At 37.1% G+C, this 18,444-nt stretch carries 24 protein-coding genes; 5 read left to right on the top strand and 19 right to left on the bottom strand.

The genetic code is table 11. From position 1 onward, the window contains the following. Window position 1: 1 nt before the first annotated feature. Genes HYG79_RS04930 through HYG79_RS04915 form a run of 4 tightly spaced genes read left to right on the top strand, consistent with a single transcriptional unit; the run spans window position 2 to window position 2,774 of the window. Window positions 2–616 carry a conjugal transfer protein TraK gene (locus tag HYG79_RS04930; RefSeq protein ID WP_179241050.1) on the top strand — a complete coding sequence of 205 codons (615 nt, stop codon included), beginning with the start codon at window positions 2–4 and terminating at the stop codon, window positions 614–616. After that, window positions 606–1,535 carry a conjugative transposon protein TraM gene (traM, locus tag HYG79_RS04925; RefSeq protein WP_179241049.1) on the top strand — a complete coding sequence of 310 codons (930 nt, stop codon included), beginning with the start codon at window positions 606–608 and terminating at the stop codon, window positions 1,533–1,535. Before HYG79_RS04930 ends, traM begins: the two co-directional genes overlap by 11 nt. A 23-nt stretch (window positions 1,536–1,558) precedes the next feature. Continuing rightward, on the top strand, window positions 1,559–2,395 hold the full coding sequence (locus HYG79_RS04920; protein WP_449506237.1) for a DUF4138 domain-containing protein: 837 nt from the start codon (window positions 1,559–1,561) through the stop codon (window positions 2,393–2,395). Window positions 2,396–2,402: 7 nt separating this feature from the next. After that, window positions 2,403–2,774 carry a hypothetical protein gene (locus HYG79_RS04915; RefSeq protein ID WP_179241047.1) on the top strand — a complete coding sequence of 124 codons (372 nt, stop codon included), beginning with the start codon at window positions 2,403–2,405 and terminating at the stop codon, window positions 2,772–2,774. Window positions 2,775–2,814: 40 nt separating this feature from the next. On the opposite strand, the gene HYG79_RS04910 is transcribed toward HYG79_RS04915, so the two are convergent. From HYG79_RS04910 to HYG79_RS04840, 15 genes are all read right to left on the bottom strand, one after another. Beyond that, window positions 2,815–3,672 carry an RteC domain-containing protein gene (locus HYG79_RS04910; RefSeq protein ID WP_179241046.1) on the bottom strand — a complete coding sequence of 286 codons (858 nt, stop codon included), beginning with the start codon at window positions 3,670–3,672 and terminating at the stop codon, window positions 2,815–2,817. A gap of 170 nt (window positions 3,673–3,842) precedes the next feature. Next, window positions 3,843–5,279 carry a S41 family peptidase gene (locus HYG79_RS04905; protein WP_179241045.1) on the bottom strand — a complete coding sequence of 479 codons (1,437 nt, stop codon included), beginning with the start codon at window positions 5,277–5,279 and terminating at the stop codon, window positions 3,843–3,845. Between the two features lie 76 nt (window positions 5,280–5,355). Next, the gene (locus HYG79_RS04900) at window positions 5,356–5,778 is read right to left on the bottom strand and encodes a hypothetical protein (protein WP_179241044.1); all 423 of its coding nucleotides are present in this window, start codon (window positions 5,776–5,778) and stop codon (window positions 5,356–5,358) included. Further along, window positions 5,775–7,058, bottom strand: a complete 1,284-nt coding sequence (locus HYG79_RS04895; RefSeq protein ID WP_179241043.1) for a sialidase family protein — start codon at window positions 7,056–7,058, stop codon at window positions 5,775–5,777. Before HYG79_RS04895 ends, HYG79_RS04900 begins: the two co-directional genes overlap by 4 nt. Window positions 7,059–7,062: 4 nt before the next feature. After that, window positions 7,063–7,527, bottom strand: a complete 465-nt coding sequence (locus HYG79_RS04890) for a DinB family protein (RefSeq protein WP_179241042.1) — start codon at window positions 7,525–7,527, stop codon at window positions 7,063–7,065. A gap of 11 nt (window positions 7,528–7,538) precedes the next feature. Next, window positions 7,539–8,108: a DUF5655 domain-containing protein gene (locus HYG79_RS04885; RefSeq protein WP_179241041.1), complete on the bottom strand. Its 570-nt coding sequence runs from the start codon at window positions 8,106–8,108 to the stop codon at window positions 7,539–7,541. Window positions 8,109–8,213: 105 nt separating this feature from the next. Then, window positions 8,214–8,909, bottom strand: a complete 696-nt coding sequence (locus HYG79_RS04880; protein ID WP_179241040.1) for an aspartate/glutamate racemase family protein — start codon at window positions 8,907–8,909, stop codon at window positions 8,214–8,216. Window positions 8,910–9,143: 234 nt separating this feature from the next. Further along, window positions 9,144–9,557, bottom strand: coding sequence for a DUF3052 family protein (locus tag HYG79_RS04875; RefSeq protein ID WP_179241039.1), 414 nt, complete (start codon window positions 9,555–9,557; stop codon window positions 9,144–9,146). Continuing rightward, entirely contained in the window at window positions 9,557–10,474 is a 918-nt protein-coding gene (locus tag HYG79_RS04870; RefSeq protein ID WP_179241038.1) for a TolB family protein, read from the bottom strand. Before HYG79_RS04870 ends, HYG79_RS04875 begins: the two co-directional genes overlap by 1 nt. A 7-nt stretch (window positions 10,475–10,481) precedes the next feature. After that, on the bottom strand, window positions 10,482–10,889 hold the full coding sequence (locus HYG79_RS04865) for a DUF1761 domain-containing protein (protein WP_179241037.1): 408 nt from the start codon (window positions 10,887–10,889) through the stop codon (window positions 10,482–10,484). 93 nt (window positions 10,890–10,982) lie between these two features. Then, a complete protein-coding gene (locus HYG79_RS04860; protein WP_179241036.1) occupies window positions 10,983–11,798 on the bottom strand; it encodes a helix-turn-helix domain-containing protein in 816 nt (271 codons plus the stop codon). 191 nt (window positions 11,799–11,989) lie between these two features. After that, window positions 11,990–12,697 carry a DUF4386 domain-containing protein gene (locus HYG79_RS04855; protein WP_179241035.1) on the bottom strand — a complete coding sequence of 236 codons (708 nt, stop codon included), beginning with the start codon at window positions 12,695–12,697 and terminating at the stop codon, window positions 11,990–11,992. Continuing rightward, the gene (locus HYG79_RS04850) at window positions 12,690–13,103 is read right to left on the bottom strand and encodes a DUF6326 family protein (RefSeq protein ID WP_179241034.1); all 414 of its coding nucleotides are present in this window, start codon (window positions 13,101–13,103) and stop codon (window positions 12,690–12,692) included. Before HYG79_RS04850 ends, HYG79_RS04855 begins: the two co-directional genes overlap by 8 nt. 83 nt (window positions 13,104–13,186) lie before the next feature. Then, window positions 13,187–13,660: an OsmC family protein gene (locus tag HYG79_RS04845; protein ID WP_179241033.1), complete on the bottom strand. Its 474-nt coding sequence runs from the start codon at window positions 13,658–13,660 to the stop codon at window positions 13,187–13,189. After that, window positions 13,657–14,070, bottom strand: coding sequence for an amino acid-binding ACT domain-containing protein (locus HYG79_RS04840; protein WP_179241032.1), 414 nt, complete (start codon window positions 14,068–14,070; stop codon window positions 13,657–13,659). The genes HYG79_RS04845 and HYG79_RS04840 overlap by 4 nt, the downstream gene beginning before the upstream one ends. A 67-nt stretch (window positions 14,071–14,137) precedes the next feature. On the opposite strand from HYG79_RS04840, the gene HYG79_RS04835 reads away from it, so the two are divergent. Continuing rightward, window positions 14,138–14,821 carry an ArsR/SmtB family transcription factor gene (locus HYG79_RS04835; protein WP_179241031.1) on the top strand — a complete coding sequence of 228 codons (684 nt, stop codon included), beginning with the start codon at window positions 14,138–14,140 and terminating at the stop codon, window positions 14,819–14,821. Window positions 14,822–14,883: 62 nt separating this feature from the next. Here HYG79_RS04835 and HYG79_RS04830 read toward each other — a convergent pair whose 3' ends face one another. The 4 genes from HYG79_RS04830 to HYG79_RS04815 form a co-directional block, all read right to left on the bottom strand. Continuing rightward, a complete protein-coding gene (locus HYG79_RS04830) occupies window positions 14,884–15,423 on the bottom strand; it encodes an AAA family ATPase (RefSeq protein ID WP_179241030.1) in 540 nt (179 codons plus the stop codon). Continuing rightward, entirely contained in the window at window positions 15,420–16,061 is a 642-nt protein-coding gene (locus tag HYG79_RS04825; RefSeq protein WP_179241029.1) for a hypothetical protein, read from the bottom strand. The genes HYG79_RS04830 and HYG79_RS04825 overlap by 4 nt, the downstream gene beginning before the upstream one ends. A gap of 67 nt (window positions 16,062–16,128) precedes the next feature. Continuing rightward, window positions 16,129–16,689, bottom strand: coding sequence for a Crp/Fnr family transcriptional regulator (locus HYG79_RS04820; RefSeq protein WP_179241028.1), 561 nt, complete (start codon window positions 16,687–16,689; stop codon window positions 16,129–16,131). Window positions 16,690–16,861: 172 nt separating this feature from the next. Beyond that, window positions 16,862–18,442 carry a type IV secretory system conjugative DNA transfer family protein gene (locus HYG79_RS04815; protein WP_179241027.1) on the bottom strand — a complete coding sequence of 527 codons (1,581 nt, stop codon included), beginning with the start codon at window positions 18,440–18,442 and terminating at the stop codon, window positions 16,862–16,864. Between the last annotated feature and the right edge of the window lie 2 nt (window positions 18,443–18,444).

The raw sequence follows: 18,444 nt of genomic DNA, 5'->3' as shown, positions 1-18,444 counted from the left end.
AATGAAAACACCTTACAAGAATATCTATAACGTCCTAAAACTGAATCGGTTTATTGTTTTGGCAGTCGTTGTCTGTGCGTTGCTGTCCAGCACCTTTTCAGTTTGGGTGGTATTCAACACTAATCAAAAGGCGCTCAATAGTGCATTCGCCATCAATACCAATGGCAGTATTATTCCCTTAAAACTCGTTACCCAAAAAGAAAATTTCAAGGTGGAAGCTCTCGCACATCTGGAATTGTTTCATAACTACTTCTACAACATCGATGCGAGCAATTATGAAAGGAATTTGAAAAAGGCGCTTTGGTTAGGCAATAGTTCCGTGGACAATCTGTACCGTCAGAAAAAAGCGGATGGCGTTTATAACAGATTGTTACAGTATTCCTTGGTTCAAAAAGTATTGAGTATTGATTCAAAAATTTCAGAAAGCAACGGTACGTACAGTTTCACTACGACGACCATTTTTGAAATCAATAGAGGCTCAATTATCGACACTTACGAATTGGTTTCCACCGGAAACCTGATTATGGTGGACCGGAACTTTCCCAACAATCCGCACGGACTTTTGATTACGAATTACTTTGAAAACACCTTAAAAAAATTAAACGATGAAAGTTGAAAAAAACAAAATAGTATTCGCAGCTGTATTGGCCGTAATTTTCATATTCCTCATTTCCTATTCTGTAATGATAATGGGCGATGATGATAGCGAGAATGAAAGCCTGCAACAGACCTTAGTTCCTGATTTGGAAGAAAGCCAAAAGGAATATGAGTCCAAACTCGATGCTATTAACGACCTCAAGGAAGTACGTGAAACCAATGCACCCAGCATCTATGATGAAAAGCTGATTGATTCCTTGGGCTTTTACGACCCAGATTTACCGGAACGTGAAAAGGAACGCATTGTTGACAGTATCTATGATGCTGGCAAGATTAAGTATTCCGAAAAACGGTATCAACATTTGGGGCAAAGGCGAGCACCCCAAAAAAATACACCAAAAGTGGATTCAGCCGAAGTTAAAAGAGAACAAAAAATTGAAGCTAAGGAATTGGGCCTGGAACATCAACTGTTCTTTGCAGCTTCGCCCAAGCCCAATGAAGTTTCAATTATCGGCAATACTGATGAAACGATTTACGTAGTCGTAGATGGTGACCAAGTTGTTCAAGCAAATACTCGACTACGGATGCGCCTTACCAAAGCTGCTACAATAAATGGCAAACTGATGCCAAAGAACACACCGATATTTGGGTTTATCAGCTTTCAGCCCAATCGTGCATTGATTGAGATTGAAAACATAAAGCACCATCCCACCAAACTCAAAGCATTCGATTTGCAAGACGGTAGCGAGGGCATCTATGTTGAGAACAACTTTAGGGAAGAAGCTACGAGAGAGGTGCTCGATGATGTTATTGGTGATATAAATATCCCCAGTGTCCCACAAGTTGGCGGACTTACACAAGTATTCAGGCGTTCTAACCGAAGGGTAAAAGTAACCGTACTGAACAATTACAGATTAATTTTAAAACCAAAGCTATGAGACGATATAATCATATATTCATAATGCTCTTTATTTTTGCTTTCACACCTCGACTATGCTCGGCACAGGCTACAGCGCACGCACAAACTACGCACATACTCGACACCATTTACGCGAACGAAACCAAAAACGTCGCGCTATTCTTTCCAGAACCTATTAGGCAAGGCATAACCGGTTCAGACAATTTTGTCTTTACCTACAATCGTGAGAAAGAACAATATTTCGGACTTCTTCAAGCCAAGCCAGGAAAGGAAAGTAATTTGCTGGTAGTCAACCGAAATGGTTCAATTTTTTCGTATATTGTAAGGTATAAAAAACAGCTTTCTAAGCTCAATTATTTCATTCCAGAATCAAATAGTATCGGGAATGAAAAACCGACTGTAACCGATTCAATTCTTGCTGAATCTTCTGAAGAGCAGGTAGATAACAGAACATACCATTACCAAAAATTCTGCTCGTATCTGCTCAATAGAAAACAGCGTATTGGTCGAATTAAAAAGCGGAATGAAGGTATTGTTTTGAGTGTTGAGAATATCGTTTTTGATAAAGAAGAGCTCTACTTCGTTATCCAGATTGAGAACAATTCTACCTTGGATTACGACCTTAATTTCTTGAACCTTTCCATCGAAACTCGACAAAAAGGAAAAAAGAAATCGCTACAACGTTTGTATCAAGAGCCGATACACAAACATAGTCTGCCTTTGAAAATTGCAGAAAGTGAAACGGTACGGTTCGTTTATGTGTTGCCCAAGTTCTCGTTATCCAATGACCGCAGGGCAATTTTAGAACTGAATGAAAAGGATGGTGAACGAAATATTGAAATGAAACTATCGCACAAATATATCAATAACCCAAATTAAAGTCATTATGAAAAATATTGTTGTTTTATTCCTCGTACTGCTGTTCCTTTCGTGTGCTGATTCCACAACTAAAGTTTCAGGACCAAGTGCTACAGCCCAAGTTGTTATCGAAAGCTTTTATGAAAAGGATGAAGAAACCTTAAAAGCCAACTCGACACCACAGGCATATTCTAACTATATGAATACCATAAATATGTTCAACGCTACGCCAAAAGATGATTCCAATTTTACTGTTTTGCAGGACACGATTATGGGCGACGTGGCTTGGGTAAAATATACCACAGCTTATGACAAAACGCCTGGTATTTTCAAACTGGTTAAGCAAGATGGAAAGTGGTTGGCAGATGCGAGAGGTTCAAAAGATAAAGCGCCATTTTAAGAGAGAGATTAAGTCTCTAACTGCTCTAATTACAATAAACTTAAAGTTCATCTTTTTCGATTTTTACCATTAAACTTGTTTTAAGCCTATCCAAGAATTTGGTTCTATCATTTTTGCGTCCTTTTATTTCCAGATATGTCCTATAAACGTTATCAAATTCCAGTTCAAATAGCTCTTCACAGGCCTCGGCCAATTGCTTGATTGAGATTTGACCATCTTCGATTGCACCTGAGGTATGTAGTGCATAAAGCAATTCGATTAAGTCAGTTTTTGTAGCCGTCCATTTTAGGCTTCTTTTATGATGATAACTAGTAGCCTTTTGGGCCTTTAAACCATTTTTTCTAAGAAAACGTAAATCGCTCAAAAGCTTTTGGTAATGATTTATAAGCAAATCATACGCCAGAATTTCTGCAACTAGATTATCGTGACTTATTGAGAATTCGTTGTCAGTAAGATAATATGAGGTATCGGTAATCAATTTTACTTCATCTTTTCCTCGTAGGAAATAGTACTTGTCGAGATAGGTGCTACCTTCTCGATAGTATTTTACAAAATCTAAATTCTCGCGAATGTCTTCTTGCAACTTTTCAATTTCTTGGTCAATAAATCGGCGTTGTTTGTTTAAACTCCCTTGAGGTCGTCTCAATAGAAATTGATATAGCTTAGAATAGAACTTTATTTTTGTGTACACACAGGGTTTTTGCTCTTTAAAGAACCTAATCTCATCTTCTGGACTATCAAACTCTTTATTTCTTAGTAAGACCCTTAGACTCTGGATGCATCTGCGAGAAATCTGTATACCTTTTTCCACGACCAAGAAATCTTCCAGGTTCCCTAGACCTACATCTTCAATCTCATTTTTGTATTCATCAAGTATGTTTTTAATACTAGTTTGCATATAATTTTTCTACTGAAGATTTCCAAAGCGGTTTTCAACTTAAATTCATTAATATTTCACTTGTTGTCTCTGTCAGAACTATTCTTCTGCTCTACTGAGACAAGTATTTTTAGAGAGATTAGTGGTTTGATAAAAACCTATTTTGTTCCCTATTTTTACCCCAAAGCTGTCTATTCATCCATCTTTTCCATCACGTATAAAACCTTATCAGCTACCGTAGATGGAATGGTAACATCAGGATTAATACCTGTTGTATTATATCCATTTGGATATGCATCCGTTAAATAACTTTTGCTAAGGGAACTTGTTGGGAAGCCGAAATAGATATTTTGATTTCCAGAGGAAAATAACTTTACTATCGTAACACTTGTATAATCAATAACCCCTGCGGTATTGCTACCGTACACTTTCACTTTGTTACTCATTGCCTTTGAGTGCAAAATGAAAGATTCACACGCACTCGCACAAGCGCCATCGGCAAGGATAGCAACCTTTTCAATTTTTGAGGGATAAGATTCGAAGGGTCTCGCGGGATAAGCTGGTCCTTCTACAATTTCGCCCATATTTTTTTCTATTCGGTTAACTACAGGTTGGTATAAATTCGGATTGCTCTTTACCAGTCGTTCAAAATAGTTCTTGGTATCTTCAGAAGCCAGAACTTCGCCCGGTACACTTGCAGACAAGCCTTGCGTAGCATAAACAGGAATAAAACCAAAGTAAACGGCATTCCCGCCAGTATTTCCGCGGACGTCAATAATTAGTTTTGTTCTGGTCGCTACAGATTCTGCGTTCTTTAGAAGTAATTGTTGTAAATAGCTTGGGTCAGAACTGAATGAAGGGATGGTAAACAATGTGGTTTCGTCATCCAAAAACTGAATGGAAGGCTGGGTAATATCATCTTTGTTGGTTATTGCTACCTCACGTTTCGGTTTCCCTACAATTCGTCCCCATTTATTTTCACTAGAGAAATTAAGTAATGTGTTTTCCTTAGATAGGTCGGCCTCAATAAACTTGGGCTCATTGTTATAGTTGTACCAAGTTCCGTGCATTCTTCCATTCATATTTCCTTTTTTGAAAGATGCCAACAGACTTCCTGCTGGTAGCGTATCCGACCAAGTGATAGTATAGCCTTTGAAGTATTCCCCTTCCTGAATCACGGCAATCTCATAATTACCGTCCGACCATATTCCAGTGACCTTTCCGTGGCCTTGCTCTTCGAGTTTTTTGAGAACGGCATCAACATTCTTACGGTTTTTCTTGGCTTCGCGCTGAAGAATTGCCTTTTCCTTAGAAGTATATTCAGGCTCTTCGAATACAAAGAGATGTCCATCATCAAACTCTTGAAGAAACAACTGTAGCATACGGGTGCAGTTATCAGCGGTTAGGTTTTTAAGCAATCGGTTGTAACTATGCTTTAAATTCTTGTACTTTTTTTCTTGGTCAGCCTCGACCAGCTTTTTATATGCGAGATAATTTGATTCAAGCTTTTCTGTAAGCTCTTCAAATACTTCACTACAGTTGCACTCTCGGTCTGGAAGTGATTGAGCGTTTGCGTTAAATGAAAATAAAAAAATACTTACAATTACTATATAAAGGATTTTTTTCATTTTAAAATATGTTTTTAAGTCAGGTCGAAATACTATTTGACCAATCAAAAAGGTGAATTAAAGTACCTGTTGGAAACTAGTTGTCAATGACATCCTCACATTCGGTATAATCTTGTAGCGATAGTACAATGTCACCTTCAATTTCAATTACATTAAGCGAAACCAAATTGCTATTTGCATTATTGTCAATGTTATCGACATCTGTTTCCTGACCGGCGATAACAATGGTTGCGCTGTTCAAAGCGAGTGTCTGAACTTCCTGCCAGCAGGAAAAGAAAACCTGGTTGGCCACATCGAGGCCATCTAAATCCAAAGCTTCCGAATCACCTTCATAAAAAACAGTAATTGATTCCAGTCCATCTATCTCGGTAAATACGGTCAAGTTTATTGCAGATGGATTTATGGTACCACAAGGTGGTTCCAAACATTGCCCTTGGCTATCATCATCGTTCTTACAGGCTACAAGAATAAATACGAGTATTATGATTATCTTTTTCATTTTTCAATCTTTATATTTTTAGTAAATAATTGATAGAATCCGTTTCGGCTATCTGCCCAAACAATTTGAAAACTTCCGTTCGATAACGGCTGAATGCCTGAATAATCGCCGCCAACAGCCCAGCGCTTTCCAGTCCAACCGTTGGCATCTGTTGTTGGGATGGTAGATACTTTGGTTATCCGTATTTCTGGAAGGAAGGTAATTCCGCCATCGGTCGAAGCCGTAAAGTAGATATCATTTTTATCGGGATGATTTCTACGGTCATACCAGAAAATAGCGAGTGTTCCATCCTTGTTTACAGCCATATTCGCATTGCGCATATAGTCGGATTTACCAGTTGATTGTCCGATTCTTTTTTGGTCTGACCAAGATTCCCCAGCGTTATCGGAATAGAGCAATTCAAAACCCTTGAATTCCCTGAATGCACCTAATGCTTTTAGGCTATATATCCTGTTTTTAAAATTTGAAGTAGTATCTATAACGATATTAGTGTGACCCGTAGTGGCATTGAACATCAATAAAGGGTCGTGAAAAGTCTTTCCAAAATTATCTGAAGGTAATAACCAAGTATTCTTCTGTTTCAACATTTTATTGTTCGATAAATACCCGATATAGGGAATAAGCAATTCACCTTCCGTGGTCATCACTGGCATATTCATCTGAATATCTACATTGCCGTGCAGATAGGTGCTGCTTCGCATAAATGTACCTTTACTGCTCAGTTGAATGGCCATCAAACCACTACGACGACGGTTTCTATCATCCTGTAAATATTTACTGGAAACAATAAGAAATTCCTGTGTTTTGGGATTCAAAATCATAGATTGCCTGTCGTGCCCGAATCCAAAATTCTGTGAATATTCCCAAGTTTTTCCCTCGTCAGTAGAAGTATAGGTCGCTAAATAGACAGGTTTTTTATCCTTGAATTTGGTCAACGCCGAGAGAATCACCGTTCCCATATCGTTTAATGCCAGCCAAGGGTCTGCGCCCAGGGAAACATTATCGTCAAAATGTTCTGCCACCCAAGTCAGTCCCGCATCATAGGATTGAAACAATACGATATGGCTGGCTGGGAAATTGGAATCCAGCACTTCGGGTTCAGTGGCGACAATGGCAGCCACGAGATAATGTTGTTCGTTATTAGGGTTAATCACGAAATGAGGTTCGGTTATGGGGAAATTGATGCCTTCACTGATTAAAACTTCATTTTCGGGTCTTATCTGTGCGTTGCAACTGAAAATGAAAATTTGCAGACTCAGGGCTATTATTAAATATCTCATACTCTTAAATTTTAGTGCCCCATTCCCATAATCCAAAACCGATTTTTTTGCCAACTGGTTTTCCAATTTGTTTAAGGGCTATTATTATCTGACTTCGATGATGCGCTTCGTGTGCCGTTAAATAACCCAAAAAGGCCAATGGATGTGGTTTAAAACCTTTGATACGGTTTTCGGCTATGCCTTTGGATAATAACATCAATATCAGTTCACCTGTCGTCGCCAGTGTCTCTTGAAGCAGTTCCTTAGATGGATTGCTGTCCATTTCAATTTTGTGCGCACTACTGTAAATTTCTGGTGCAGCTTCTTTAAGCCACATCAATCGGACATTATTAATGTGAGCGAATTGCTTAAAAACTGAGCGTCCTTTACTCGTCATTTCAGCATCTAAATCTGCTTCGTCTATACTCTCAAGCAAGTAGAGGTTAAGCTGGTTTTGAATTTGCCAGGTTTCTAATAGTTGTGTTTCCATAGTCAGATGAATTATTCCATTCGTTTATACGCCTTTTCCATCTTATCCAAAAGGTTGTCCGTAATCTGGGATGCCTGGTTGAGTTTTATCATATGTGAAATCCGTGGCATACAACCAATGCCGGTTTGTTTTACAAAATCACTACCGTTGGGTTCACCATCCAAATCCATTGCCAGGCGGATTTCCTTCGACTTGATACCGATAGCTGCATATTCTCGCTTCGCATTGAGCGAGACATAAGTTTTCTTTGCTTCGATACGGGTATTGGGAAGTCGTTTGAGTATCGCTTCCATCAAAGTATCATAAAGCGGTCTTAGGTGTTCTTTCTTATTGAACTGGTTTTCTAATAGGTCACCTGAATCGGCATAGACAGGTTTGCCATCATTGACATAGATTCCAGCAAGTAGTGAAGCATCTTGATGTCTGAAATTATGCTCTGATTTTAACCAGTTCAAAATTTCATTGCGTTTAGATAGGCTTGTTTCCCCAATAATTTTTAACCAGGATTTTAAGTCGTTACCTGTTATTGAATTTATATCATTGATAAATTCTTGTTCAATTTGATAAGATGTTTTTGCCATTGTACTTTTTGTTTTTGTTTACAACAAAGTAATGGCTATCAGGAAAGAAATAATTGTAAAAAATTTACTTTAGTCTATGGCAAATTCCGGTTTGACAGACTGTGATTATTGAGTGATTGAAAACTTTACGGCAGCTTCTGCGTGGATATATGTAGTGTCAAAAACAGGTAACTTAATATCGCTATCCTTAATTAGAAGAGGGATTTCGGTACATCCAAGAATAACACCTTCTATGCCTAGCTCAACTGCCTTTTCTATAATACGGATGTATTTAATCTTAGATTGTATTGTGAAGATTCCAAACACTAGCTCTTCATAAATTATACGATGAATTATTATTCTATCTTCATTGTTTGGAATACACACTTCTATTCCAAAATTTTCATTGAGTATTTTTGAATAGAACCGACTTTTCATTGTAAAATCGGTTCCTAATAGAAGGACTTTTTTTAAGCCTTTTTCAGAAATTGCTTTACCAGTCTCTTCTGCAATGTGCAGAAAAGGAATGTTAGTTTGAGAGATTATCGAAGGACTGCATAGGTGCATTGTGTTAGTACAAAGAACTAAGCATTCAGCGCCAGCAAGTTCTAAATTTTTGGCCGATTTGGCCATCATTTCATTTAATGATTGCCAATTATTGGAACTTTGAAATTTCTCTACTTCTGCAAAATCCAAACTGTCGATAATACAATTTGCAGAATGATGACCCCCTTTAATCTCTCTGGTCAACTGATTTATTATTCGGTAATAAACTTGCGTAGATTCCCAACTCATACCACCTATTAATCCTATTTTTTTCATATGAGCTTTGAAGAAAGTTTATAGTTGTTATCTGTTTTTTCCTTTAATCTTAATGTAAACAGCAAAACATCCGAAGAATATTGCCGATTGGATAAGTAGAATATGAACAACGGTTTTTTGTTCCCAAAGCCAATAAATTTCCTCACTATCAAATTTAAATGCGAAAACGGTAAAAACGCACATAAGAATGGGTGCAATTAGTGGATTTGTTTTGCTTTTCTTTTTTATCATAAATCATCTATTTTCTTTACGATACACAAACTTTAGCCCAGACCAATCCGAGTCAACTGCGCACACTTTAGTGTCAACAAGTCCAGTTTTTAAGATATAATCTCTAATAGGTTCTCTTTTAAGTTCTGTCTTAATTGTAGAAGAGCCTTTGGGCCAACTTACCCAAAGGACTCCTTCTTTTTTTAATAGCGGTTTTATTCTGTTGACAATGGCAGCAAGCTCTGTTCTGGTTTTTATGAAAATATGGATAAGGTCAAGGCTTTGGTTTTCAAGTTTTGGATTTATGATAACAGCATCCGGAAATTCAAAAAAGAATTCTTTATATGGTCGTGGTTCGTTAACCGTAAGTAGCTTCATTTTTTCTTTTATCCCCAGCTTCTTTGAAAGAGGTGTTTTAGAATATCCTACAGTTTCCATTACTTCTTTGAGTTAACGAATACCGGTGCATACTGTTCTGTTTTGTCTTCCGTTAGTTGGACAGTTTTGCCATCTTTTGTCCTCTTATATAGCTCATAGCCATTGTGGTTGTTCATTGAAGCTTCAAAGATTAATTCTCCATCGGCACTCCAATGATGATAAACTTGGTTATTCTCAAGTGGTGTTACTGATGTCATTTCAGTACCGTCAGGATTAATGATATAAATATCATAATTGTTGTCTCTCTTTGAGGCAAAAGATATTTTGCCATCTGCTCTCCATCTGGGTGCTGCTGCCAAATAACCTGTCCACTGCTTTCCAGCATTTTCATCAGGATGAGAAGTGATTTTTTTCATCTTTTTTGACGATAAATCCATTACATACAATGCGTCTGTAAAACCAAGTTCTCTCGGTGATTTTTTATCGCTACCTCTAAAAACTATCTTCTCTCCATTTGGTGAAAAGGTTGGGTCATTTGCATAGGTTAAATCAACTTTTATTTTTTCTATTATTGTTCCCTTAGAATCAATAATGTAGAATGATGCATCTTCCGCTTCGGCAGGTTTTACTATAAATTCCTTTCCTTCGTTTCTTGTGCTTAACCAGCTATCTCCCAATTTAAAATCTGTAATTTTTCTGAGGTTATTCCCATTAGAATCCATCTCATATAGATAGAAGCACCGGAAGCATTCACCTCTATCAGAAAGGAAGTAAATTTTATCGCCAAAGCTATCATATACCCAATCTACAGATTTAGAATTGGAAATGTTCTTACTATTGTTCCCTTCAGTATCCATTACGTAGATTTCGTAATCTTGAGTTGCTGCATCCTCTAGAACATTATATGCAATTTTCTGTTGCGCACTACACCCTAAACTGAATGTAGTTGCTAGAATAAAATAAAGTGTCTTTTTCATAATTGTATTATCTCCAGATTCCAAGAATGAAACCTATTAATGTAAAGTAAACGATAATATATCCGCTATTGATTAGAATGTATTTCCACGATTTCTTTTCAAACAAGCCAATAGCTGCGAAAATCATAGCACACCATCCAAAACCAGTTAAGAACCCTGCGGTAATTCCCCAAACCCAGTCAGTTTCTGAATCGCCAAGAAAAAACGCCATATTGTAAGACATAATAAGAGCCAGTATAAAACTTATGCCATACATCTTTCCCATATTGATGTTTTTGAAATCCTCGTCGGTTAGTCCATTTTCCTTTTTCCACGCTTTATAGAAAAGTGCCGGACTATACCATAGGGCACCTACTACTAGGTTTGATATCGCACATACTACTACTGCGATATGATTAATGTACATTGTTTCCATAAAAATTTGATTTAATGATTAATACACCGCAAAGAAATGGGAAGCGTCTCTTTAATAATTGTAAAAAATTTACCCTACTGCTTGAAGTACGTTCTATTTGACTGGTAAAAAATTGGGGAAGTCCTCGATATCCTTAATATACTTTTTAGGGTTAATGCCCGAAAAAGACTGGAAATCTTTGATAAAATGTGCTTGGTCAAAATATCCGCAATCTGCCGCTATTATGGTCCAGGATATTTCTTCTTTATTCTCTACTGCGGTAAGAATTTCATTAAAGCGAACTATTCTGTGGAACTGTTTTGGTGTTATACCTACGTACTTTTTGAATAATTGGATAAATTGCTTTTGGGAATATCCCAACTTATCTGAAAGTTCGCTAAGATTAATTTGAGTTGGTGAATTTTCAATTGCGTCTATGGCATATTGAATTATATTGGTGTAAAAATCATCTTCGCTCAACTGTTCTTCCAACCAATTTTCTGCAATTTTAAACTTCTCTTCAGTTTTTTCGGATTCCTTTAAAGTTTCAAAGAGTTGCTTAATATTGGGTCCAAAAACTCCTTCCGCCTGTATCACCTTATCTGTATATTCGGAAACTGATTTGTGAATTAATGGAAAACCAGCACCTGGTTTAAACACAATCACCATCATTTCTTCACTTTCTGAGCTTATAGTTAAAAAATTCTTTTGAACCCCTGAGAACCATACGTCTCTACATTCTTGAATTTTCTCGTCTGTGCCTTTTTTGTAGATGTATTTAGGTGTGCCTGTAAATTCAAATACTATATTAATAGTACCGTCAGGCAGGTATCTATCTTTATTGTGAGCTGGTTGGAAATCCCTATGATATATTATATCGACTAAGTATTTCGATAAATGAGAAGGTATAATATGGGATTTGAATATCAATAATAGTTAATTAGACCGAAAAATAATTAAATGCAATAACTATCCAAAACTTCTGCTCCATTTTTTAACTTATGGGTCAAATAAAAAGCTAATTAAATATCGACCGCACTTCATCATAAACCCGTTCAAAATTAGCTTGAGATAACTGCTTGGTATCATCGGGAAGTTGCCTTTCAATTCTGTAGAATCAACTAATTTTTCTTATACCCTATATTATTCGTCCCGAAAATAAGAAGCCATAACGCAATCCCAATTTCCCCAAGAGCAGCGGGAATACCTATGATGCTCGAAAGAGTTGTTTTTGAGAAGTCCTCAACTAAAAATCCACCAGTAAAAGTTACCAAGTAGCCAAAGCATCCTGCCATCAACAATACACCGAGCAGTTTTGGAAGAAAACCCGATTTATAGACCAAATATCCAAAAGGCAAAAGCCAAAGTCCCCAGAAAACCTGCAACACCTCAAGTCCGTTGCTGTACTGCTCAAGATGGAATAGTACCTGGTCTGCCGGGATTACGTCAATAATACCCGAACCTTTAGATTTCTGAACTAAGTCCAATATCGTGAATTTGTTCAAAATATTTACAAAAGAAATGGGCACGCTGACCACCGCAAACAGCACCATTAAAAATGCGACTTTTTTGTTTACCTGACTCAATAATCTATACAAAGCCAATGGCAATAACATAAAGATGATAAATGAACAAATGGCCACAAGGATTCCAATCTTGAATAAACCCTCGGATTTCTGGATGTTAACCAATGTAGTTTCGGCATTATCCCAAACAATCAATTGTGACGGTACATATACCAGATAAACCAAACCACAAATGACGAGAAGCAAATAGAGCAATCCACCCAGACGTGCTGTTTTGTTTCTTGCTGCTTTTTCTTTATCCATTGTCGTGCTGTTTTGGCCATTTAATGGCATACCAAACAATCAAAAAGGTAAGGATGCTTTCCACAAAGGCCAGAAACACATAGAAACTATACCATTCGGTCATTGAGTTGAATCCAATAAAGAGCATCATCAGCGTAAAGAAACTTCCGAAAACGATGTTCAAGATTCGGTTGATTTTAGGTTTTAAAAGAACAGATGCCGCCACCATTACAGAAGAGATGGCCAGAATAATGGAAGCTACCAATAGTTTTGTTGGACTGTCTAATATATTCTGTCCAGTAATAAGACTATCCACCTTTTCAGGTGTATAAAGTTCAAAGTAGTCGCCATAGAGATAGCAAAAGGTCACAGATGCCCAAAGGGCTGCCAATTTGATTTTGATGTTGACTTTTGGGTTTTCTAACATTGGTTTGGTTGGTTTTAGTGTTTGTCTCTACAATTAGAGACGTAATAAATTTAAGAATGGTTGCCTGATTTCATTTTTTTTTATTATTCCTCTATCGAAATCTTGGGATGATGAAACACTTCAAAATTTACTGAGTTAGCGATGAAACACATTTCATTCGCTTTCTTATGAAGTATTTCTGCTTTTTTTATCATAGACTTCTCGAGAACAGTTACTTTCGGGTATAAGTTGACTGTCTCAAAACGACCGCTTCCATCCACACTTTCAAGCATTGTCCCTTTTGCTTTATCAACATAATCGGTTACTACAATACCATTTTCAGCGCACAGATGCAAATACCATAACATATGGCACGATGATAGAGAGGCCAGCAAAAGTTCTTCAGGATTATACTTTGTATTATCGCCTCTAAAGGCTGGGTCTGAGGAACACAACATATATGGTTTGCCTTCTACTGAAACACTATGGCTTCTTTCAAATGCCCGATAATTTAAAGTACCTCGGCCTAAATTTCCTGTCCATTCAATGGTAGCTGAATAATTATGTTGTTTTTTCATATCACGTAATCATCGTTGTTCCACCATTTTTTCATCCACGCTTCAGAAATACGTTTTCCTTCCTCATACTTATCAACAACTACAATCAATTGATTGGAATGGTCGCTGTACTGTGTCAGAATATTAACATTGGCATCTGCGAGCTCTCTGCAAAAAGCACCTAACTGACCAGGTACATCCTGTCTAAGTTTCTGGATGATTACATCACTTGTTTTTATGACTTTGATTCCAGCATTTTCTAGTTCTTTTTTTGCCCTTTCGGCATCCTCCACCAAAAAATGGGCTACGCTATTCTTTCCATTGTTGAAAACCCCACCACCTTCAAGACTGATTTTGTTTTTTCCTAAAGTCTCGCCCATAAGGGCCAATTGTCCGGGCTTATTCCCTAATAAAATTTCTATGTCTTTCATTTACCAGTTTTAATTTATCACAAAGTAAACAGATTTACTACCTTTATATTTCATTCTATAATGAATAGTGGAAAGCAACCATTTTATTTCAGTCACCTCATTACTCTGTGAACCTTCAAGAGCTAAAATTCTGTGGAACTTGCTTGACGGACGTGCATACACAGCAAGCGAACTAGCACTGACCGCTGATTTATCTGCAAGTTCTGTTAGCAACCATTTGTCTAAATTACTCAAGGGTAATATTGTAAAAGTGGATGTTCAGGGAAGACACAGATACTTCTCTTTTGCAAATGCCGAAGTTGCTTATGTAGTTGAATCATTGGCAAGTTTAGCTAATAAATCGTCAGCTACCACATTGGATGAGCCACCTAAAATTGGTGTGAGGTATTGCCGTACCTGTTATGACCATCTTGCAGGTTATGTTGGCGTGAAAATGACCGACACTTTGGTTGAAAGAGGATTTTTAATCCCTTCTGAAAACATATATTCTGTCACTGAAACAGGATGGAAATGGTTGTCGTTGCTAGATATTTCAAAAGTAAGTTTTGTAGAAAGTCGCCGACCGTTAACACGACAATGTCTCGATTGGTCAGAACGTAGAGTACATCTCGCCGGACATTTAGGTGCAGTTCTTTTAGAGAAAATGCTACAGAAAAACTGGCTAAAAAAGGTTGAATTTTCAAGAGAGGTCATTATTACATCAAAAGGCAGCAAGAATCTATATAATTCCTTGGGTGTCCTACTAAAGTAATGTCCGTATTCAGTCATAATTTAATTATAAAATCTATCAGTCACTATCGCTTTCCTAAGTAATCATATAGCATTGAGATTACTCAGAATCTTTTCAAGTTTTTCGTTTAACTCTAAACACCCATCAATTCTCATCACTCGGCAATTTAGTAGCCCTATCCAGTTATTATGAACCTTAAGTGATCTTCCTTCAAAATCAGGATTTTCATATTGTTTCGCCCAGTTCAAAAAGTCCTCAGAATTTCGCTTGATTTGTTCATCACTTAATAGCCGACTACCATAACGTTCCCTTTCTCGTTGTCTTAATCTTTGTATTCGTTCTTCACTATCCAATTCGATAAAAACAACCAAATCAAAAGAAGTTTCCCATTCCTTTCCCCAGCTTACCATTGACCCGCTCAATACTACATTTTTATTATTGTTAAAATCCGCCTTTAGTTTTGTATTGCGCTCGGCTAAGGGAATTTTTACTCGAAATGGCGGGTCGGTTTTCTTCCAGTAGTAATCATCGGCATCTAAATGGGCATAGCCTGTTCTTTTAGCGAATTCTTTTCCTATTGTTGTTGTACCGGAACCAGATGCGCCGAATATTAGAATTTTCATTTTTCCTTACCAAATTTTATGAGGCAGATTCCATTCGATAAAACCCAAGCTGCAATACTAAACGTGAATATTCTAAAGCCTGTTAAACTGGTAAAGACAAAATCCGTTAAGCCACCAACAATCGAGAAGAGTGTTATGAAAATACCCAAGTAACCAATCCATTTTGGCATCTTGCCTTCGAATAAGATAATGAGTGAATATATCAAAATAGACAAACAACAGGCGATAATAAAAATGTAGTCCAAAGGAACATTCACAGCAAAGCTGAAGTTTGTAATAGGCTTTAAGGTTTCGATATTCTGTTCTAACCTATCAGCATATCGGTTTAGAAAATACGGCAAGGTCAAGCCATTAAATAATGCGGCGAACATTGCAGCAATAAGCCCAAAAGCGATAATGATGAATCCGAGAAAGGATAATTTCCACTTGTCCATCAACCTTAATGTAAGTCCGTAAAATCCAAACAACAATATGGGCAAACTAAAAATGGCTAGGGAATGGGCGATGGTGATGGTCTTTGAAATTTTGATGATATGCTCAATGCTACCACCTGAAGGATGCAATACCATTGTTAGAATAATGAGCAAGGCACCTGAAATAAGTGAGATACCTGTACTTTTGAAATAGTGTTTTTCCATTGGATTTATTTTTAAAAACAAATATCAATGGAATGAGTCTTGCTGACACTTGATTGAAATCAAGAAATCACTTTAACCTTTTGCGAACCCGACTGAGGGTTTCTGGTGTTATATTAAGATACGATGCAATGAGCTTTTGTGGAAATCTCTTGATGATTTCAGGTCGTTCCTTTAATAGCAAGGCATATTTATCATCAGGTGCTTTAAGGTCTTTAAAAAATGTGTTACTCGAATTGCCCGCTTCCAAAACTTTCCCCATTTGCAAAAAGGACTGGGATTTAGCAATTAAGCTGTGGATGGACTCGATGGAAAGGAAATAGATGGAAGACTTCTTAAAAGCTTGAATATTGTACTCGGATGGTTTTTGTGAAGTGAAACTTTTTGTATTGATGACCCAATCACTCTCAATGTAAAAATCAGAAACTATGGTATTGCCATTATCATCATATTTGTATTGGAAAAAAGACCCATTGGTAACGAAGCCAACACTATCACATATTTCGCCAGCTTTGAGTACGAAGTCATTTTTGTTTAAGGTTTTGTATTCAAGGGCTTCTTCTAAAAGCTCTAATTCGTTTGTAGAATAGGTGCCGTTCTGGTTCAAATATTTAACTACTGCGTTGCCCATATCTTTAAAATAATACTTTCAATTTTGGTTAATTAATTATGACAACAAAACATACTTTTCAACCAACTTTATATCTTGAAAAACCTCTTAATAAATGACGCTAAAGTTAAAATAATCCGTTAAAAAATGTAAGAAGAAAATTGCTTTTTCGCTTTTGACTGTTAGTAGTATCTTATCTGAATATCGACCGCACTTCATCATAAACCCTCTCAAAATTAGCCTCTAAATCTGCCTGAGAAAACTGGTTAGATTCTGTCGGAAGTTCTCGTTTGATAGATTGTAACTTAAACTGTACCTTCTTATCTTTCCCATCGGCATAGGTTATAAACTCGCCCTGTTTCAATCTAAAAAATATGTTTGCTCTAATCTTGGGGATTTCCTTTTCGCCTGTTGTAATTCGTGTATCAAAATCTAGATTATGACCACGACTAATACTTTTAGTTGGATCCTTGATTATTTCAAAAAAACGCTCATAATATTTTGCTGTGTCTGGGTCGTTGACCTTTCCGAAAAACTGATAAGATAAATTGCTTAAAATAGCTTTACTTGCCTTATCACCATACATCATATCATTCTGAATTTTATCTTGCATTACGTAGATAGTGGCAATATCATAGCTTCTCAAAGTTGCAGGAATGCGATGCATATTCAATAATCGAATGGTAGGCGCTTCTTCCATTAGCAAGAATGATGATTTAGAATTTCGTACGCTCATTTGTTTGGTAATGGTATGAATTATAGTGGCAATTACGGGTGAATAAGAAGTCTCATATTTTGGATTATTCACTACGGAAATGATTGCAGGATTATCTTCACTATTTATATTTAACGGCACTTCATCTGCCGATAATGCCATAAAAATGCGTTGTGTGCTAATTCGCTTTAGCGCATTGGCCAGGGTGCTTTTTACACCTGCGGTCTGCCTATCCGAATCCTTACCACTAATAAAAGCATCTGCCATCGCTCGTGAAGTGGTATTGGTTTCCAAAAACTGTATAAGACTATCGGTGTCCAACAATTGATAAATGGCTATTAAATGAGGTAGCGTACAATACTTAGGATAGTCAGTTTTCAATTTCCAAATCAAACCACCAATCAATCCCTCAGCTGCATCATTAAAGAATTTTGTTGTGCCAGTTGTTCCGCTTTCTCTTTGTTCTAAAAGGTTCTCGATTAATACCCGCGATACCTCATTAACGCTTTCCTCGTTCTCTAAATAGCGTGGGGCAATAGGATTTACCCTATGGATGATTTTATCAAAGGAAATGACCTTAAACGGAATATCGCTATCCTTGAAAAGTGGATACGCCATTTCGGTCAGTTCAAAATCCTTATAGTCGTGGATAATTCCGCAAAACCCTTCTTTCTGGAAGTGTTTCAAAAATCCGTACACAACGCTTTCGGTCTTACCACTTCCAGCGGAACCGATTATGGATGCACCTCGTTTGATGTTATCCAATTTGAAATTTCCTTTGGTGGTGGCAAAGCTGACCTGATATTTGCTATCGCCATTTTTAGGTTTATCCGTTTTGTGCAGGAACACGTACATTCCTATGTTAATTAATATGAGAGGGCAAACCAGATATAGGGCAATAAGAGTCAATGCATTTTCCTTGTTTAAGTAAAACACCATCGCACCAAGCACCAGAAAATTAACGATGAATGCGTACCTACTTACCCGAAACATCGCATAGAAAACAATACTGGCCAGACCAATAATTGAAAGTGTCGTTATGAGGTCATCTATCTGCATAA

This window comes from Costertonia aggregata (genome assembly GCF_013402795.1).
Classification (GTDB): Bacteria; Bacteroidota; Bacteroidia; order Flavobacteriales; family Flavobacteriaceae; genus Costertonia; species Costertonia aggregata.
This window is presented reverse-complemented; position numbering and strand designations above follow the sequence as displayed.

What these genes read in the sequence shown, in the direction of transcription:
- HYG79_RS04825 (WP_179241029.1), bottom strand. Translation starts at nt 16,061, where the DNA reads ATGGAAAAACACTATTTCAAAAGTACAGGTATCTCACTTATTTCAGGT.
- HYG79_RS04850 (WP_179241034.1), bottom strand. Translation starts at nt 13,103, where the DNA reads ATGTTAGAAAACCCAAAAGTCAACATCAAAATCAAATTGGCAGCCCTT.
- traM (WP_179241049.1), top strand. Translation starts at nt 606, where the DNA reads ATGAAAGTTGAAAAAAACAAAATAGTATTCGCAGCTGTATTGGCCGTA.
- HYG79_RS04855 (WP_179241035.1), bottom strand. Translation starts at nt 12,697, where the DNA reads ATGGATAAAGAAAAAGCAGCAAGAAACAAAACAGCACGTCTGGGTGGA.
- HYG79_RS04890 (WP_179241042.1), bottom strand. Translation starts at nt 7,527, where the DNA reads ATGGAAACACAACTATTAGAAACCTGGCAAATTCAAAACCAGCTTAAC.
- HYG79_RS04865 (WP_179241037.1), bottom strand. Translation starts at nt 10,889, where the DNA reads ATGGAAACAATGTACATTAATCATATCGCAGTAGTAGTATGTGCGATA.
- HYG79_RS04875 (WP_179241039.1), bottom strand. Translation starts at nt 9,557, where the DNA reads ATGGAAACTGTAGGATATTCTAAAACACCTCTTTCAAAGAAGCTGGGG.
- HYG79_RS04910 (WP_179241046.1), bottom strand. Translation starts at nt 3,672, where the DNA reads ATGCAAACTAGTATTAAAAACATACTTGATGAATACAAAAATGAGATT.
- HYG79_RS04900 (WP_179241044.1), bottom strand. Translation starts at nt 5,778, where the DNA reads ATGAAAAAGATAATCATAATACTCGTATTTATTCTTGTAGCCTGTAAG.
- HYG79_RS04845 (WP_179241033.1), bottom strand. Translation starts at nt 13,660, where the DNA reads ATGAAAAAACAACATAATTATTCAGCTACCATTGAATGGACAGGAAAT.
- HYG79_RS04920 (WP_449506237.1), top strand. Translation starts at nt 1,559, where the DNA reads ATGCTCTTTATTTTTGCTTTCACACCTCGACTATGCTCGGCACAGGCT.
- HYG79_RS04820 (WP_179241028.1), bottom strand. Translation starts at nt 16,689, where the DNA reads ATGGGCAACGCAGTAGTTAAATATTTGAACCAGAACGGCACCTATTCT.
- HYG79_RS04930 (WP_179241050.1), top strand. Translation starts at nt 2, where the DNA reads ATGAAAACACCTTACAAGAATATCTATAACGTCCTAAAACTGAATCGG.
- HYG79_RS04885 (WP_179241041.1), bottom strand. Translation starts at nt 8,108, where the DNA reads ATGGCAAAAACATCTTATCAAATTGAACAAGAATTTATCAATGATATA.
- HYG79_RS04870 (WP_179241038.1), bottom strand. Translation starts at nt 10,474, where the DNA reads ATGAAAAAGACACTTTATTTTATTCTAGCAACTACATTCAGTTTAGGG.
- HYG79_RS04895 (WP_179241043.1), bottom strand. Translation starts at nt 7,058, where the DNA reads ATGAGATATTTAATAATAGCCCTGAGTCTGCAAATTTTCATTTTCAGT.
- HYG79_RS04915 (WP_179241047.1), top strand. Translation starts at nt 2,403, where the DNA reads ATGAAAAATATTGTTGTTTTATTCCTCGTACTGCTGTTCCTTTCGTGT.
- HYG79_RS04880 (WP_179241040.1), bottom strand. Translation starts at nt 8,909, where the DNA reads ATGAAAAAAATAGGATTAATAGGTGGTATGAGTTGGGAATCTACGCAA.
- HYG79_RS04905 (WP_179241045.1), bottom strand. Translation starts at nt 5,279, where the DNA reads ATGAAAAAAATCCTTTATATAGTAATTGTAAGTATTTTTTTATTTTCA.
- HYG79_RS04840 (WP_179241032.1), bottom strand. Translation starts at nt 14,070, where the DNA reads ATGAAAGACATAGAAATTTTATTAGGGAATAAGCCCGGACAATTGGCC.
- HYG79_RS04815 (WP_179241027.1), bottom strand. Translation starts at nt 18,442, where the DNA reads ATGCAGATAGATGACCTCATAACGACACTTTCAATTATTGGTCTGGCC.
- HYG79_RS04830 (WP_179241030.1), bottom strand. Translation starts at nt 15,423, where the DNA reads ATGAAAATTCTAATATTCGGCGCATCTGGTTCCGGTACAACAACAATA.